The 16,022-nt window shown below is 76.3% G+C and carries 13 protein-coding genes and 1 pseudogene; 6 read left to right on the forward strand and 8 right to left on the reverse strand.

Translation table 11 applies throughout. The features are described 5' to 3' along the window. From ACFVHB_RS12465 to rpe, 3 genes and pseudogenes are all read right to left on the reverse strand, one after another. Positions 1-212: pseudogene (locus ACFVHB_RS12465) on the reverse strand (pirin family protein); the annotation flags it as partial. Between the two features lie 169 nt (positions 213-381). After that, the gene (locus ACFVHB_RS12470) at positions 382-1,461 is read right to left on the reverse strand and encodes an alpha/beta hydrolase (RefSeq protein WP_380319357.1); all 1,080 of its coding nucleotides are present in this window, start codon (positions 1,459-1,461) and stop codon (positions 382-384) included. Between the two features lie 244 nt (positions 1,462-1,705). After that, positions 1,706-2,389, reverse strand: a complete 684-nt coding sequence (gene rpe / locus ACFVHB_RS12475) for a ribulose-phosphate 3-epimerase (protein ID WP_380319360.1) — start codon at positions 2,387-2,389, stop codon at positions 1,706-1,708. A 388-nt stretch (positions 2,390-2,777) separates the two neighbouring features. Between rpe and ACFVHB_RS12480 the strand changes: the two genes are divergently transcribed. Continuing rightward, positions 2,778-3,635: a hypothetical protein gene (locus tag ACFVHB_RS12480; RefSeq protein ID WP_380319363.1), complete on the forward strand. Its 858-nt coding sequence runs from the start codon at positions 2,778-2,780 to the stop codon at positions 3,633-3,635. A 108-nt stretch (positions 3,636-3,743) separates the two neighbouring features. Here ACFVHB_RS12480 and ACFVHB_RS12485 read toward each other — a convergent pair whose 3' ends face one another. After that, positions 3,744-4,424, reverse strand: coding sequence for a C39 family peptidase (locus ACFVHB_RS12485; protein ID WP_380319366.1), 681 nt, complete (start codon positions 4,422-4,424; stop codon positions 3,744-3,746). Between the two features lie 381 nt (positions 4,425-4,805). On the opposite strand from ACFVHB_RS12485, the gene ACFVHB_RS12490 reads away from it, so the two are divergent. Beyond that, the gene (locus ACFVHB_RS12490; protein WP_380319369.1) at positions 4,806-6,023 is read left to right on the forward strand and encodes an SUKH-4 family immunity protein; all 1,218 of its coding nucleotides are present in this window, start codon (positions 4,806-4,808) and stop codon (positions 6,021-6,023) included. Between the two features lie 29 nt (positions 6,024-6,052). Here ACFVHB_RS12490 and ACFVHB_RS12495 read toward each other — a convergent pair whose 3' ends face one another. Both ACFVHB_RS12495 and ACFVHB_RS12500 read right to left on the reverse strand, forming a co-directional pair. Next, the gene (locus ACFVHB_RS12495) at positions 6,053-6,622 is read right to left on the reverse strand and encodes a DUF4188 domain-containing protein (RefSeq protein ID WP_380319372.1); all 570 of its coding nucleotides are present in this window, start codon (positions 6,620-6,622) and stop codon (positions 6,053-6,055) included. Between the two features lie 98 nt (positions 6,623-6,720). After that, complete coding sequence (locus ACFVHB_RS12500; RefSeq protein WP_380319375.1) at positions 6,721-7,323, reverse strand: TetR/AcrR family transcriptional regulator; 603 nt, start codon at positions 7,321-7,323, stop codon at positions 6,721-6,723. A gap of 267 nt (positions 7,324-7,590) precedes the next feature. Here ACFVHB_RS12500 and ACFVHB_RS12505 point away from each other — a divergent pair, with 267 nt between their 5' ends. The 3 genes from ACFVHB_RS12505 to ACFVHB_RS12515 all read left to right on the forward strand — a co-directional run bounded on the left by ACFVHB_RS12505 (position 7,591) and on the right by ACFVHB_RS12515 (position 11,732). Then, positions 7,591-9,036, forward strand: coding sequence for a hypothetical protein (locus ACFVHB_RS12505; RefSeq protein ID WP_380319378.1), 1,446 nt, complete (start codon positions 7,591-7,593; stop codon positions 9,034-9,036). A gap of 81 nt (positions 9,037-9,117) precedes the next feature. Then, positions 9,118-10,413 (forward strand): AAA family ATPase, encoded by a 1,296-nt coding sequence (locus ACFVHB_RS12510; RefSeq protein WP_380319381.1) that lies wholly within the window; start codon positions 9,118-9,120, stop codon positions 10,411-10,413. Further along, positions 10,410-11,732 (forward strand): VWA-like domain-containing protein, encoded by a 1,323-nt coding sequence (locus ACFVHB_RS12515; RefSeq protein WP_380319384.1) that lies wholly within the window; start codon positions 10,410-10,412, stop codon positions 11,730-11,732. Before ACFVHB_RS12510 ends, ACFVHB_RS12515 begins: the two co-directional genes overlap by 4 nt. A 201-nt stretch (positions 11,733-11,933) precedes the next feature. Here the strand turns inward: ACFVHB_RS12515 and ACFVHB_RS12520 are convergent, their stop codons facing one another. Both ACFVHB_RS12520 and ACFVHB_RS12525 read right to left on the reverse strand, forming a co-directional pair. After that, the gene (locus ACFVHB_RS12520; RefSeq protein ID WP_380319387.1) at positions 11,934-12,920 is read right to left on the reverse strand and encodes an aldo/keto reductase; all 987 of its coding nucleotides are present in this window, start codon (positions 12,918-12,920) and stop codon (positions 11,934-11,936) included. A 234-nt stretch (positions 12,921-13,154) separates the two neighbouring features. Further along, entirely contained in the window at positions 13,155-14,693 is a 1,539-nt protein-coding gene (locus ACFVHB_RS12525; protein WP_380319390.1) for a protein kinase, read from the reverse strand. A 175-nt stretch (positions 14,694-14,868) separates the two neighbouring features. On the opposite strand from ACFVHB_RS12525, the gene ACFVHB_RS12530 reads away from it, so the two are divergent. Beyond that, on the forward strand, positions 14,869-16,014 hold the full coding sequence (locus ACFVHB_RS12530; RefSeq protein ID WP_380319393.1) for a serine hydrolase domain-containing protein: 1,146 nt from the start codon (positions 14,869-14,871) through the stop codon (positions 16,012-16,014). Positions 16,015-16,022 lie beyond the last annotated feature (8 nt).

Genomic DNA, 16,022 nt, shown 5'->3' on the forward strand with positions numbered 1-16,022 from the left:
ATGCCCGGCTCGTCCGCGATGTCGTCCGGACCGTAGTGGTCCACGAAGCACCACGCCCCCACCATCCGACGCCCCAGGTTCGGCAACAGGCGGCGCACCACCGTGCTCTCGCCGAGCTTGACCTGACGGGGCGTCAGCAGTTCGTGGACCGGGCCGGTGCCGGCCTCGCCGCCGCAGCGGGTCGGTGCGGGCTTGAGATCGAGGTTGCTCATGGCGCGGATCCACCACCGTACGGTCGGGGCCGGGGGCGTCGGTCACGACGGCGGGGGTCGTCGTGACCGGCGGGAGGGCCGTCGGTCACGATCATCCACCACCCCGGCGCGTTCCTCCACCGCAGCGGGCGCGCCCGGGGGGGCCGAGGGCCGCCCCGGGCCGCCGCGGTCAGCCCGTGCCGCGGTTGGCCAGGGCGTGGCCGAGGAAGGAGACCGCGTCCGGCAGGACCTTCTTCCAGTACGCGGCGTCGTGCGCGCCCGGGGTGAAGCGGGCCTGGACGGTGTCGCCGGCCAGCTTGCGGGCGGCGTCGCAGAACGGGTCCTCGGTGCCGCACCAGACGCCGGTGGGGCGGCCGTGCGGCTGGTCCTGGTGGAGCAGCGGCTCGTGTTCGCGCCAGTCGGCCTCGTCCTTGAAGACGCCGACCGCCTTGGCGTCCCCCCAGCTGCGGAACAGTGCCGGGCTGAGGGCGGCCACCGGGCCGAAGGCCGCGCCGCGGTTGCGGGCGTAGCGGAGCGAGCCGAAGCCGCCCATCGAGATGCCCATCGCGGCGTCGGGCGCGCGCAGGCCCTGCTTGGCGAGCCAGCCGGGCAGCTCCTCCAGCAGCATCTTCTGCGGGTCGTCGCCGGACGGCGTGCGCCGCCAGTACGTCGCGTCGCCGCCGTCGACGGCGACCACCGCGAACGGGGGGACGCCGGCCGCGATGGCGGAGACCAGGACCTGCGGCAGGCCGAGGTCGGTCCAGGCCTGGGCGGTGGCGCCGCGGCCGTGCAGGGCGACACAGACCGGCAGGTCGGCCGGCCGGGCGATGCCCTCCGGGATGATCGTGATCATCTTGACGGCGACGCCGCCGCGGGCCGCCGAGTGCTGCTCCTCGTTGCGGAGCGAGGGGACGACGGCGGCGGAGGGGCTCGCCGACGGCGTAGCGGAGGGGGCGGGCGAGGGCGGCGCGGTGGTTGCGCCGGGGCCGGCCGGGGTGGCCGGGTCCGGCGAGCCGCCGCGCAGGGCGACCGCCGCGCCGATGCCGACGGCGGTGAGCCCGCCGAGCCCGAGACCGGCCTTCAGCAGGCCGCGCCGCCCGAGCAGCCCGGACAGTGCCGGCCCGGGCGCGGCCGCGCCGATCACCGGCGGCGTCGCGGGCGGTGGCGGGGCCGAGGGCAGCGGCGGCGCCGCGGGCGGTGGCGGCACCACCACCGCGCGCGGGCCGGCGCCGGCTCCGGTATAGCCACTCCCCTGGTGGTCCAGGTCCACGCTTCTCCCCTCCGAAAGTCAGCGAGCACTGTACGTCGAAACCGCTCGCCACTTCGCACCGCACCCGTCACAGCCGATCGGCAACCGATCACGACCGGTCATCACCGGGCGCGCTCAACCCCGGTCGGCCGTCCCCGTGAGCAGCCGTCCCCCTCGCGGGCGCTCCCGTACGCGGGCGCTCCCGTGCGCAGCCGTAGCCGTACGCGGCCGCCGCCCCTTCCGCGGCGGCCGTCCCCGAACGCGATCAGTGCCGGCAGGCCCACCAGGCGTCCGCCGTCGCCGCGTCGGCGAGCGCGCGCAGCTTGGCGACCGCCTCGCCCGGGTCCTCCGCCCCGTACACGGCCGAACCGGCCACGAAGACGTCCGCGCCGGCCTCGGCGCAGCGCTCGATGGTGCTCGCCGCGACGCCGCCGTCGACCTGCAGCCACAGCTCCAGCCCGTGCTTGTCGATCAGCTCCCGGGTGCGGCGGATCTTCGGCAGCATGATGTCGAGGAAGGCCTGGCCGCCGAAGCCCGGCTCGACCGTCATGATCAGCAGCATGTCCAGCTCGGGCAGCAGGTCCTCGTACGGCTCGATCGGCGTGCCCGGCTTGAGCGCCATGGACGCGCGGGCACCCTTGGCCCGGATCTCGCGGGCGAGCCGGACGGGCGCGGCGGCGGCCTCGACGTGGAAGGTGACGGAGCCGGCACCGGCCTCGACGTACTGGGGAGCCCAGCGGTCCGGGTCCTCGATCATCAGGTGGCAGTCGAGCGGGATGTCGGTGGCGCGGGCCAGCGACTCCACGACCGGGATCCCCAGCGTCAGGTTGGGCACGAAGTGGTTGTCCATCACGTCGACGTGCAGCCAGTCCGAGCCCCTGACGGCCTCGGCCTCGTCGGCGAGCCGGGCGAAGTCCGCGGACAGGATGCTGGGGTTGATCTGCGCCATTACCGATGCCTTCGAACGAGGGTTCCGGTGCCGGGAGGGGGCACCTCGCCCCATCATCTCGCGGGGAACGGGCCGGGCCGAAACCCGGCGGGGCCCGGACCGCGCGACCTCCCCGTGACCCTCATCACACCCCGGGCGGGGTTACCGGGACCGCCGCCGTGGTCATCAGCCCTGTGCGGCGCCGGTGTCGGCCCGTCGTCGCCGCGTCGTCGGCCGGTCGTCGGCCGCCGGTGCGCGGGACGCCGTCCGCACCGCCCGCTCCGCGCACACGCACCACCCACACCCGGCGCCACACAACCCGCACCGCACCTCCGCAGCTCCGAGCTCCGCACCACGCGTCGCTCCCCGCACTCCCCGCACTCCGTGCCCGCCCGAGGAAGGCCCTCCGTTGACCGAACTGGTCCATCCCGCCCGCGCCCTGTGGTGGCTCTTCGAGCCGGTGCACGCCGTCACCTACTTCTCCCCCGAGGGCCGCGCCGCCTTCGAGGCCGCCGGACTGCGCGGCACCTGGCGCGGCTACTTCGGCGGCCGGTCCGCGCCGCTGGGCGCGGTGGACGCGCCACCGGTGATCGCCGCGTTCTTCAACTTCGCCCCCGCCATGGTCGAGCGCGCGCTGCCGGAGCTGTGGAAGCTCGCGGCCCCGGAGACCGCGCTGGCCGCCCGGGTCGACGGCGCCTCGGCGGCCCTCGCCCGGCTGCTGGAGCACGTCGGGCCGGAGCGGGTCGAGCTGGTCGCCGACCTGCTGGAACAGGCCGTCACCCGGCTGGACTGCGCCGGCCGGGTGCTGGCCGCCGCCAACGCCGCGCTCCCCCGCCCGACCGACCCGTACGGGCGGCTCTGGCAGGCCGCCACCGTGATGCGCGAGCACCGGGGCGACGGCCACGTCGCCGCGCTGGTCGCGGCCGGCCTGGACGGCTGCGAGGCGCTGGTGGTGCGCTGCGCGCTGGACGTCCGCCGCGAGGCGCTGCAGCCCTTCCGCGGCTGGACCGACGACGAGTGGGACGCGGCCACCGCCCGCCTGGCGGAACGCGGTTGGCTGACCGAGCGCGGCACGATCACCGAGAGCGGACGGCTGCGTCACCAAGCCCTGGAGGCCGCCACCGACCTGGCCGCGGCCCGCGTCTGGGAGAACCACCCGCGCGCCGAACTCGACCGGCTCGCCGCCGCGCTGAAGCCGATCTCGGCGCTCTGTCGCGGCGCGCTGCCCCCGATCAACCCGATCGGACTGCCCGCCACCACCGCCTGACCCTCGCCGCCGTCCGACCGCGCCGTCGTCCCACCACGCCGCCGCCCGCCCGACCGCGCGACGGGCGGGCGTCGGTCGGACGACGGTCGGGCGGGCGACGGGCCGGGGTCACGCACCGCCGGGGACGGTGCCGCCGCTCCCGGGCGGCCCGAGCACGATCCCCCGGCCGGCGTAGAACCGTTCGAACCGCCCCCACGGCACGTGCGCGTAGGCCTGCGACTCGCCCGCGAAGCCGGACGGGTTGTGGATCACCAGCGCCGTGCCCGTGGTGCCCACGGCCAGCACCAGGTGCCCGCCGCGCCGCTGGGGGTCGGGCCCCTCCGGGTGGCGGATCGCCGGGTGCACCGACAGCATCGCCAGCCGCCCGCCGGCCAGCTCCGCCGCCACCTCCCCGGGCGTCAACTCGCGGGCCCGGGCGGCCAGCCCCCACCGCTCACGGACGTACCCGGCGAACGGCGTGTGGATCAGGCCGCGCAACCGCTCGCCGTCCCGTTCGTACGCACCGGCCTCCAGGCACTCCCCGGCCAGCTGCATCGCGGTCGGCGCCACGCCCCACCAGTGGTCCAGCGCCATCCGCAGGCACGCCACCCCGCACAGCCGCCACGACCAGTACTCGTACTCCTCCGGCGTGGTCGCCCCCGACTCGCTCCAGCGCGGGTCGTCCGCCGCGCTCACCGCGCCGCCCACGATCTCCCGGACCAGCCCGGGCGACTCCCACTGCGCGTAGTACGGCACCTCGTGCACCACGGCCGCCCCGCCGCCGCTCTCCTGCTCCTCCACCGTCCCCATCCCCCGACGCTCTCACGCCCGCGGGCCACAGCCGTCCCACGACACTCCTGTCCCCGCGCCACTTCCCCGGCCCGGTCCCCCTCCGGCGTCGCCCCCGCCCCCCGCCGCCGGATGTCGGACCAGCCCGCGCCCCACCGCCCGCGCCGCCGCACCCCCCGTCCCCGCCGACGAGCGACCCCACCCCCGCCCCCCGCCGTCGGGCTGTCGGGCCCACCCGCGCCCCCACCGCCCTCCACCCCCCTCCCCAGCCCCGCACCCCCGTCCCCGCCGACGAGCGGCGCCCCTCATCCCCACCCCCGCCCCCCGCCGTCGGGCTGTCGGACCCGCCCGCTATGGTCGGTCCGGGTCACCAAGATCAAGGACGTCGACACGGGGGCGGGCATGGGCATCGAGCAGGACTGGGACGCGCGCCTGCAACTCACGCCCGAGCAGTTGCCCGCAGGGCTGTCGCACGGGCCCAGCCGGGAGTTCCTGATCCACGAGGGTCTCCCCGAAGCCGTGGCCTTCCTGGACTTCTACGCCCTCGGCGCGCCCGTACTGGAGCCCTTCACCTCCGAGGACGATGGCGACGGGGAGCGGCTCTTCGTCCTCGGCGAGACCACCTACACCGCCCACACCGCCATCGAGGGCGACGCCGTGGTCCTCGACGGCCTGACCGGCGAGGTCTTCCTCGCCTCCCGCCGCCGCGGGGCGCTCCGCCGGGACCTGCTCGCCACCGGGCTGCCCGCCCTGGTCGAGCTGATGCGCGAGGTCGACGTGGTGGCCCTGGCGGCCGAGGAGCCGGACGCGATCGAGGGGGCACGCGGACCGGCGATCGTCGCGGAGGTGGTCGGGCTGGTCCGGGCGCGGCTGCGCGCGATCGACCCGGCGCTGTTCGAGGGGTACGGCGACGCCGTCCCCCCGCACTGGGAGACGGCGCTGCTGGTCCGCTCGCTCGCCTGGGGCGCGCTGCCCGGCGAGCCGGGCGGGCTCGCGTACCAGGTCGGGCCGGAGCTGGTGGCGGACCTCGCCGCGCTCGCCGCCGACGGTCGGGTCCGCCGCTACCGTCCGGAGGAGCTGCCGGACGGGCTCACCCACGCGCCGACCCGCCGGCTGCTGACGGAGGTCGGCCTGCCGCTCGGCGGTGCCATGCTGGGCGTCCACGCGGACGGGCCGCTGATCACCATGGCCGAGGCCTACCCCGACTACTTCGCCCCCGCCGACGGTCCCGCTCCCGATCCGCAGAAGTGGGAGCGCGACCACCAGCGCCACCACTTCGCCCTGGCCGGCTGGCCGCACGACCTGGAGATAGCCCTCGACGGCGCCACCGGCCGGCTGGAGCTCCCGGCCTGGAACGACCCGGGCATGCCCGAGGCCTACCTCAACCGGGACGTCTCCGCCCTCGTCTACGCCGTCTGGACGTGCGAGCGGCTGCGCGCCGAACGGCGGTGGTGGGACCACGGCCGGGCCAAGGACGTCTGGCACGTGTTCGACCCGTCGTCACTCCTCGACGGCGTGGCCGTGGGCGTGCTCGCGGCGCTCGACCCGGAGGCGTTCGCCGGCCCGGACCACTCCTGGCAACTCCTCGCCGACGACGACCACATGGGCGGCCTGCTCTAACGCACCTCTTCCACCGGCCCCCGCGCCTCCTACGCCGTCCGTCCCGGTTCCGCCGTCTCCGCCGCCTCGGCAGGAGCGCCGGGAGCGTCAGGAGCGGCAGCCGCCTTCGATCGGTAGGCGAACCGGTCCGCCGCCCGGCGCCCGCGGCGCTCGATCGGCAGCGAGCCGGTGGCCGCGGCGAGGCCGAACGGCGGCATGTCGAAGTAGATCGCCTCGTAGGAGCCCTCCGGCACGACGTACGTCTCGTGCCAGAGCCCGACGTGCTGCCGGGTCTTCCCGGCCTTCAGCTTGCGGTTGACGATGCCCCAGGCCTTGCGGTGGAAGGCGTCCGGCGCGGCGGCGTACCGGTAGAGCTTCTCCTTGGACTCCCAGTACTGGACCACGTAGTAGGTGCGCGGCGAGGCGGTCAGCAGGATGCGTCCGCGCAGCCCGCGGGACGGGTCCTTGGCCAGCTCGTGCAGCATCCGGAACATCGCGGCCATCACCGGCGCCCAGTGGTGCGCGGCCCAGAAGCGGTTGATGCGCATCCCGATCAGCAGCACCACGGTGTCGCCGGTGGCGGCCGCGGTGGTGCGGCCCGGAATCGGTTTCGCTGACACGTCGGCCTCCACCTGTCCCCTCGCCCCTATGTAATCGGTGATTACATCAACGGCCGACAGTCCGGTCAAGGCTTCGCGCAAGCCCAAGTACCCATCGGCTAAGGGCGGTTGGCGATCCCCTGACCGAAGGTGTCCAGCACCTGCCCGGCCAGCTCCTCCGCCTTCTCCGGCGGCAGGTACCCGTCGACGATCATCTGCGCGAGCCCGTACACCAGCGCCTGCCCGGCCAGCCCGACCAACGCCGGATCCCCGGGCTTCAGCAGGCCCGCCTCCTGGTCGGCGACGATGACACAGGTGAGCGCCTCGTCGATCCCGGACAGCCGCTCCTGCCACTCCGGCTGCCAGGACGACGGGAACACCCGCGACCGGAGCAGCTCGAACCGGTGCGGGTGGCGCAGCACGTACCGCACCACCCCCAGCCCGATCGCCCGCATCGCCGAACCCTCGCCCCGCTCGGCCGAGGCCACCTGCCACCGCGCGAAGTCGGCCAGCACCCGGTCCGCCAGGGCCGTCAACAGGGCCTGCCGGTCGGCGAAGTGCCGGAACGGCGCCCCGGCCGACACCCCCGCCCGCCGGGCCACCTCCCGCATGCCGACCGCGTCCGGCCCGGCCTCGTCCAGTACCTGGAGCGCCGCCGTGACCAGCGCCTCGGGGAGCGAACCGTGGTGATAACTGCCCCTCCGGGCAGGCCTCTCCGTCATGTCAGCAAGTGCTACCACAGCGCGCCGGGACGGCACCCGTCACGCGACGCGCTTCGCAGGGCCGGGCCGCGCGGAACGTCGGTGCACGGGCGGAATCAACGACGTGGGGCGGCACGGCCGCGACGCCGGCCGCCATCGCGCCGTGCCGCCGGCGGCGGGGCGGGAGAAAACCCCTGGCGGATCACCATCACCGCCGCTACGCTCGCCCGCGATGACGACTCACTCCCTCTCACGATTGGGGGCCCGTTCCGCGCAAGGTGAGTGCTGATGCCCACTCACACCGCGAACGGGGATTCCCGACTGTCCTTCTGGCTGCGCGTGCGCGAGTTCGCCGTGCCGCCCTCCATGATCGAAACCGCGACCGCCCGCCGAACCGTCGGGGACTGGGCGGGGGCGTGCGCCGCCGCGGGCTTCGACGTCGACCTCGATCCGCGTGCCGTGGCGCGCACCCGGGGCCGCGACCTCGCCGCGCGGGTCCGGGCCGATCTGCGCCGGCTGGCTCCCGACCTGCTGCGCTGGCACCTGCCGAGGATCGCCCCCGACGGGCTGCTGCGCCCGGGCCTGACCGTCACGCTCGCGCGCTACGACACCGGCGCGGGCGACCGGGCAGGCCCGCTGCACCTGGTGGCCCGGACGCCGCCGGCCTGGGCGGACGCCGGCCAGCGGGTCAGCCTCGCGCTGTGGGACGGTTCCCGCGGCGACCCGGGCACCCGCCACCACCCGCACCCCCGCCCCCACCGGCGGTTCCGCCTCGACCTGCACCGCCACCTGTGGGACGCGCACCGCTCCGGCGAGCTGCGGGTCCGCTCCGGGGCGGACCGACTGCCCGCCGGTGGAGCCTCGGCGGACGCTCCGGGCGCCCTCGGGACGCTGGCGCAGCGGGGGCCCTGGGCCGTCGGCCGGTGGGCGGCCGAGGCGCGCATCCTGCTCCGGGCCGAGGGCCGGCCCTCCGGTCCCGTCGCCGTCCGGCTGGGCGGCCGGCAGTGGCTGGTGCTGGACCCGGACGTGGGCCCCGACGCGGACGGGAGTCCGGACGGCGGCCTTGACGGCGGCGCCGACGGGCTGCCCGGCCTGCGCAGGGCGCCGGCCGAGGCCGCCGCGCTGCCGGTCCTCCCCGACGCGGCGACCTGGGTGCTGCCCGACCTCGAACTGCTCCGCACCGGCGCGATCGAGGCCGGGCGGCTGCACCCGCTGGTCGCCGCGGCCCTGGCGCCGGACCACCCGCCGGCCGGCCCGTCCGCGGTCCCCGTTCCGGACGCCGCCGGACAACCGCGGTTCGTGGACTGCCGGGGCGCCCGGCACCGGATCGGGCTGGTCGACGGCGTCCTGGCGCCACTGGACCACGATCCGCCCGAGCTCCGCCGCGAGGAGCTGCTGGCCGCCCTGGGCGGCACGCCGCTGCCCTGTCTCCAGGCCGTCGACCAGGCGCACCGCCGGCCGGAATGCCTCAGCGGGGTCCGCGAACGCCTCGACCACGGCGACACCGCCGGTGCGCTCGCCGTCGTCGAGGGCCTGCTCGGCCCGGACGCGGTGCTGCGCGGCGGCGCCCTGCAGGACGAGCTGCGGGTGGCCGCGGAGCGGCGGATCGTGCACGGGCTGTTCCGGGCCGGCCTGATCGATCCCGGCTCCGTCCCCGGCCCGGTCCCGCGGCCGCCGGTGCTCTGGGCCCGCGCCCGCGGCCGGTCCCGTCGGCGCCACGCCACCTTCCGCTGACCCTCCGCGCCCGCGCCGGCGCACCCGCGCACGGCGCGCCGCACCGTCATGCCCGCTCCACGAACCCAAAGGTGATCACCCATGCCCACGACCACCCTGCCCACCACCGCGCCGACGCCCGTCACCGCGCCCGCGCCCGCGCCCGCGCCCGTCACAGCGCCCGCGCCCGCCCAACTCGACGTCGCCGGAGCCCTGCTGGACCTGCTGCGCGACACCGCCACCGAGCCGCGCGCCGACCTCCAACTGGAGGCCCTGACCCTCGCCGTGGCCGCCGACCTGCCGGTCCTGCTCTGGGGCGAACCCGGCATCGGCAAGACCGCGGCGCTCACCCAGCTCGCCGCCTCCCTGGACCTCCCGCTCACCACGGTGATCGCCAGCGTGCACGAGCCGTCCGACTTCTCGGGGCTGCCGGTCCTCGGCGACGATCCGGCCGAACAGGGCGTCCCGATGGCCCCGCCGGACTGGGCGGTCCGGCTGGTCCGGGCCGGCCGGGGGCTGCTGTTCCTGGACGAGTTGTCCACCGCCCCGCCGGCCGTGCAGGCCGCGCTGCTCCGCCTCGTCCTGGAGCGGCGGATCGGCTCCCTGCGACTGCCGCCCGGAGTCCGGATCGTGGCCGCCGCCAACCCGCGCGCTTCGGCGGCGGACGGCTGGGAGCTGAGCCCGCCGCTGGCCAACCGGTTCGTCCACCTGCAGTGGACGCACGACCACGAGGTCGTGGTGCGCGGCCTCGGCGGTACCTGGCCCCGGGCCACGCTGCCCCGGCTGGACCCGGAGCGGCTGCCGGAGGCGGTGGCCTTCGCCCGCCGGGCGGTGTGCGGGCTGCTCACCGCCCGCCCCGCGCTGGTGCACCGGATGCCCGGCAACGAGAGCCGCCGGGGCGGCGCCTGGCCGTCGCCGCGGAGCTGGGACATGACGCTCTCCCTGATCGCCTTCGCGACCGCGGCCGGCTCCTCCCGGGAGGTCCTCTCCCTGCTGGTCCGGGGCACCGTCGGGGACGGCCCGGGGCTGGAACTGCTGGCGAGCCTGGACCGGATGGACCTGCCCGACCCCGAGGCGCTGCTCGCCGACCCGGCGGCCGCCGACCTGCCCGAGCGCGGGGACCTGCGGCAGGCCGTGCTCGACGGTGTGGTGGCCGCGGTCCGCGAACGCCCGGAGCGGGCCCGGTGGGACGCGGCCTGGGCGCTGCTGGTCCGGGCGCTGGAGACGGGCGCCCCGGACCTCGTGGTCGTCCCCGCGACCACGCTCGCCTCGCTGCGGCGGGAGGACTGGGACGTCCCGGCGGCGATCGAGCGGCTCGCCGGGGCGGTGGCCCTGTCCACGCGCGCGGACCGGGCGGCGGCCCGGGTCGAGGCGGCCGCCGCCAAGGCGGGCCGATGAGCCGGCAGGCGGCGGCCGGTCCGGACGCGGCGGTGGTCCCGGACGCGGCGGCCAGCCCCGACGTCGCCGGGTCACCCGCGGGCCCAGGGGCGCCCGACCGGGAGAAGCTCTTCGCCGCCCGGCTGCACGCCGCCCGGGCCCGGCCCTACCTGGCGACCGCGCTGTTCGCCCTGCACCCCGTCGAGTCCCGGCGGGTCCCGACGATGGCCGTCGACCGGCACTGGCGTTGCTACGTCTCGCCGGCGTTCGTCGCGCGGACGCCGGTGGAGGACCTCGCCGGCGTCTGGGTGCACGAGGTGTCGCACCTGCTGCGCGACCACCACGGGCGCAGCGACCGGGTGGCCCGCGAGCGCGGGCTGACCGGCCCGGCGGAACGGCTCCGGATGAACATCGCCGCGGACTTCGAGATCAACGACGACGCGTTCGGCGACGGGCTGGTCACGCCCCAGGACGCCGCCGTACCAGGGCTGTTGGGCCTGCCGGACGGCGAGCTGATGGAGGACTACCTGCGCCGGTTCCGGCTCGGGACCCACACCGAGCCGCTGGCCTGGCTGGACTGCGGCAGCGGCGCCGACGGGCTGGACCGGGAGTGGGACCTCGGCCCGGACGGCGCGCACGGCCTCAGCGCGCAGGAACGGGACGCCGTCCGGTTCCGGGTGGCGCAGGGCATCACCGGCCGCCCGGGGTCGGCCTCGAAGGGGTGGCGGCGCTGGGCCGAGGAGGTGTTCCACCCGCCGCAGCCGTGGCGGGAGTTGCTGGGGGCGGCGGTCCGCTCGGCGGTGTCCGGCTCCGGCGCGGGCGAGGACTACAGCTACGGCCGGCCCGCGCGGCGCTCGGCGGCGGTGCCCGGGGCCGTGCTGCCGAGCCTGCGGCGCAGGCCGCCCCGGGTCGCGGTGGTGGTCGACACCTCGGGCTCGGTCAGCGACGCCGAACTGGGCAGCGCGCTGCTGGAGGTGGCCGCGATCTCCCGGGCCGTGGGCGGCCGTCGCGACCTGGTCACCGTGCTGCCCTGCGACGCGGCGGCCCGGGTCGTGCACCCGCTCTGCCGTGCGGAGGGGATCCCGCTGGTGGGCGGCGGGGGCACCAACCTGCGCGCGGGCTTCACCAGGGCCCTCGGCCTCCGGCCCCGGCCGGACGTCGTGGTGGTGCTGACCGACGGCCAGACCCGCTGGCCGGACTCCCGGCCGCCGTGCCGGACGGTCATCGGCCTGTTCCCGCGGCGGTCCGGAGTCCCGTCCTGGGCCGAGGACGATCCGGACTACCGGCCGGACCTGCCGCCGGAGTGGGCGCGGGTGGTGGAGATCGGGTCGGCCTCCTGACGAGCGCCGCGGGGCGGGCGCCCGCCAGGTGAGCCTGGCCGGGCGGGCGCCGTCACGCAGGCCCGGCAAGGTGGGCGCCCGCCATGCGGGCCCGGCCGGGTGGGGCCCGCCATGTGGGCCCGGCCCCCGCCGGGCGGGGCGGGGGCCAGCGGGAGCCGGGCCTCGCGCGGGCCCGGCCCCGCCGCGGCCGGTCGGGCGGGCCTACCAGGCGTAGTCCTCCGGGGCCGGCTTGTGGCCGGGGAAGAGCTCGTCCAGCCGGTCCAGGGTCTTCTGGTCGAGCTCGACGTCGAGCGCGGCCTCCGCCGTGTCGAGGTGGGCCAGGGTCCGGGGGCCGACGATCGGCGCGGTGACGGCCGGCCGACCGAGCAGCCAGGCGAGGCCGAGGACGGCCGGGTCGAGGCCGAGTTCGTCGGCGAGGTCCTCGTAGGCCTGGATCCGCTCGCGGTTGGCCTCCAGGATCTGGCCGGCGTGGCCGCTGACGCTGCGCACGGCGAGGCCCTCGCGCTCCTTGCGCAGGACGCCGCCGAGCAGCCCGCTGCGGAGCGGGCCCCAGGGCAGCAGGCCCAGGCCGTAGTGCTGGAGCGCGGGGATGACCTCCAGTTCGACGGTGCGGTCGATCAGGTTGTAGAGCGACTGCTCGCTGACCAGCCCGAGGAAGTGCCGGGCGCGGGCGGCCTCCTGGGCCTGGGCGACGTGCCAGCCGGCGAAATTGCTGGAGCCGACGTAGATGACCTTGCCCTGGGCGACCAGGACCTCCATCGCCTGCCAGATCTCCTCCCAGGGCGTGTCCCGGTCGATGTGGTGCATCTGGAGGAGGTCGATGTGGTCGGTGTTGAGGCGGCGCAGGCTCCCTTCCACGGCCCGCCGGACGGCGAGTGCGGAGAGCCGCCCCTCGTTGGGCCAGTCGCCCATCGGCGCGTACGCCTTGGTGGCGAGCACGGTCCGCTCGCGGCGGCCGCCGCCCTGGGCGAACCATCTGCCGATGATCTCCTCGGTGCGGCCCTTCAGGTTGCCCTCGCTGTCGCGGCCGTACGCGTTGGCGGTGTCGAAGAAGTTGATGCCCCGGTCGTGGGCGCTGTCCATGATCAGGTGGGCGTCCGACTCTTCGGTGTGCGGGCCGAAGTTCATGGTGCCCAGGCAGAGTCGGGAGACGGTCAGGCCGGTGCGGCCGAGGTGGGTGAACTCCATGCCGCCCACCTTCGGCCGCCCCGCCGCCGCTGTCCAGCGCATTCCGCCGACCGGACCGGCACCGGGCGAAGATCGTCCGAAACGAGGGACCACGGCGCGAATCCGGCGGGTTCGGCCCCGCCCGAGCACGCCGCACCGCTGAACCCCGGCGCGGCGGACAAGACCACAGCTCGGCACGGCGGTTCGCTCACCACCGCCACATCGGCACCGGCATCGCAGTGAATTGACGATCCGTCAGATCCGCTGAGCCGCAGCCGTCGGGCGACGGCTGCCGGGCACCAGGAGCCAGAGCAACCAGGCGCCGGTACCGAGGATCAGCATGTTGACCGCGATCTGCCACGGAGCTTCGCCGAAGCCCGTGTCCCAGCCACCCAGCCACGCCTCCATCAGCGAGCCGGTCAGGAACCAGAGGCCCAGGTCCGCGATGACCACCGTCGCCCACACCGCCATCGGGTGCCAGCGCGGCCAGGGCACCGCGTGCAGCACGGCGAGCACGGCCGTGGTGCCGAGGGCGATCGGCAGCAGCTCGTCCTGCACCCGGTCCAGGTAGTTCCACGGCAGGACGGTGCCGGTGAGCCAGATCAGTGCGAAGCACCCGAGGAAGCGCACCAGCACGGCAGCCGCCAGCTGCGGCGCCGGCCGCTCGGGGACCGGTGCCACGGCCGGCGCCCCCACCGGAGCCACCGTGGTCGGCACACCGGCCGGCTGCCCGGGAAACGCCCCGGGGTGGCCGGCCGGCCCGGACGACGGAACCGGCGCGAACGACGGCGGCGCGAACGACGGCACCGGCGGGACCGGAGCGGTCTGCGGCAATGGCGACGGCGACGGCGACGGCGTCACGGGCACTCCCGCCCCGCCCTGCGCCGGGACCCACGCCCCGCCGCCACCCGGCACGTCCGGCACCGTCGGCGCCGACGGGCCGAACGCCCCCGCGCCGACCCCCGCCGCGACACCCGTCCGCGCCACCGCGTCCAGCGCCGCCAGCGCCTGCTCCGCCGACGCCCGCTGCGCCGGATCCTTGGCCAGCAGCGCGGCCAGCAGCGGCGCCAGCGCGCCCGCGCGGACCGCCGGTCGCGGATCCTTGGTCACCACGGCCACGCACAGCGCCCCGAAGGTGTCGCCGCTGAACGGCATCTCGCCCTCGACCGCCGCGTACAGCGTCGCGCCGAGCGACCAGAGGTCGTTGGCGGGCGCCGCCGGCCTCCCCTCCAGCTGTTCGGGGGCCATGTACGCGGGCGTGCCGATCACCGTGCCGGTCCGGGTGAGCGCCGTGGTGGCGTCCGCCATGTGCGCGATGCCGAAGTCGGTCAGGATCACCCGCTCGCCCATCAGCAGGACGTTGTCCGGCTTGAGGTCGCGGTGGACGATGCCCGCCGCGTGCGCCTCGCGGAGCGCCTTGACCATCGCCACGCCGATCTCCGCGACCCGCGCCACCGGCAGCGCGCCGTCCCGGGCGACGGCGGCGCCCAGCGAGATCCCGGTGACGAACTCCATCACGATGACCGGCGCCCCCTCGTGCTCGGCCACGTCGTGGACGGTGATGATCCCGGGGTGGTTGAGCCGTGCGGCGGCCCGAGCCTCGCGCAGCACGCGCTGGACGAGCTGCTCGCGCTCGGCCTCGGTGACGCCCTGCGGGACCAGCACCTCCTTCACGGCGACGTCGCGCCCCAGGGTGGTGTCCCGGCCGCGCCAGACCCGCCCCATGCCGCCCTGACCGATCAGCTCCTGGAGCTGGTAACGGCCCCCGATCAGTGCCCCGTTCACCCCTGTCACGGGGCTCACCCTAGCGTCACGGCACCGCGCCGGGACTGGCGCCCCGTCAAATCGGTTCCGCCCCAGGGACGCCACCCCGTACGGTGGGCACGCCAACGATCAAGGTCGCGGCGCAGCCGTGCCGGTCCGAAGCGTCGCACCCGAAGAACCCCACCCCGAGAACAGGACGACTACCGTGAAGCACCTCCACGGCTGGGCCGACGAGCGGTTCGGCGCCGTCGCCGACGCCTTCGCCCGCAACCACGCCGACTTCCCCGAACTCGGCTCCGCCGTCACGGTGTTCGCCGACGGGCGGAAGGTCGCCGAGCTGTGGGGCGGAGTGGCGGACGAACGCACCGGGCGCGCCTGGCAGCAGGACACCCTCGTCCCGGTCTTCTCCTGCGCCAAGGGACTGGTCGCCGTCTGTGCCCACCTGCTGGCCCAGCAGGGCCGGCTGGACCTCGACGCCCCGGTGAGCCGTTACTGGCCGGAGTTCGCGCAGCACGGCAAGGAGGCCGTCACCTGCCGGATGGTGCTCGGCCACCGCGCGGGCATCCCCGCCCTGGACGCGGTGCTCGGCTTCGAGGAGATCGCCGCCTGGACGCCCGTCGTCCGCGCGATCGAGGCGCAGCGACTCCTCTGGGAGCCCGGGACGACGTACGAGTACCACGGCCACGTGCTCGGCTTCCTGGTCGGCGAGGTGATCCGGCGGATCACCGGCCTGACCCCGGGGGCGTTCTTCCGCCGGGAGATCGGCGGGCCGCTGGGCCTGGACGCCTGGATCGGCCTGCCCGGCACCGAGCTCGGCCGACTGGCCCGGCTGGCGGAGGCCGAGGGACGCCGCCCGATGCCCGGCCCCGAGCACCTGCTGACCCGGATCGTCACCATGAACGGCGCCCTGGCCTTCCCCGGCCTGGAGGAGCCGCACGGCTGGAACGACCCCGACCTGCACGCGATCGAGCTGCCCGGCGCGGGTGCCGTCGCCTCCGCGACCGGCCTGGCCGGCGTGTACGCGGCGGCGGTGACCGGAGTGGACGGCGGCGAGCGCCTGCTCTCCCCCGCCACCGTGACCGACGCCGTTCGCGAACTCTCCTCCGGCGCCGGCTTCCTGGGCTTCGACATGGGTGCCCGCTGGGGCTCCGGCGTGCTGCTGGACTCGCCGTCGTTCCGCCCGCTGCTCGGCGCGCGCAGCTTCGGCAACGACGGCGCCGGCGGCCAGTTCGCCTTCGGTGACGACGAGTTCGGCGTCGGCTTCGCCTACGTCGCCAACCGCATGATCGGCCACGGCGACGCCCGCGCCAACCGGCTGATCGACGCGGTCCGCACCTCCCTCGGCGGCTGAGCCCCAGG

The organism is Kitasatospora sp. NPDC127111, from assembly GCF_042677465.1.
GTDB lineage: Bacteria > Actinomycetota > Actinomycetes > Streptomycetales > Streptomycetaceae > Kitasatospora.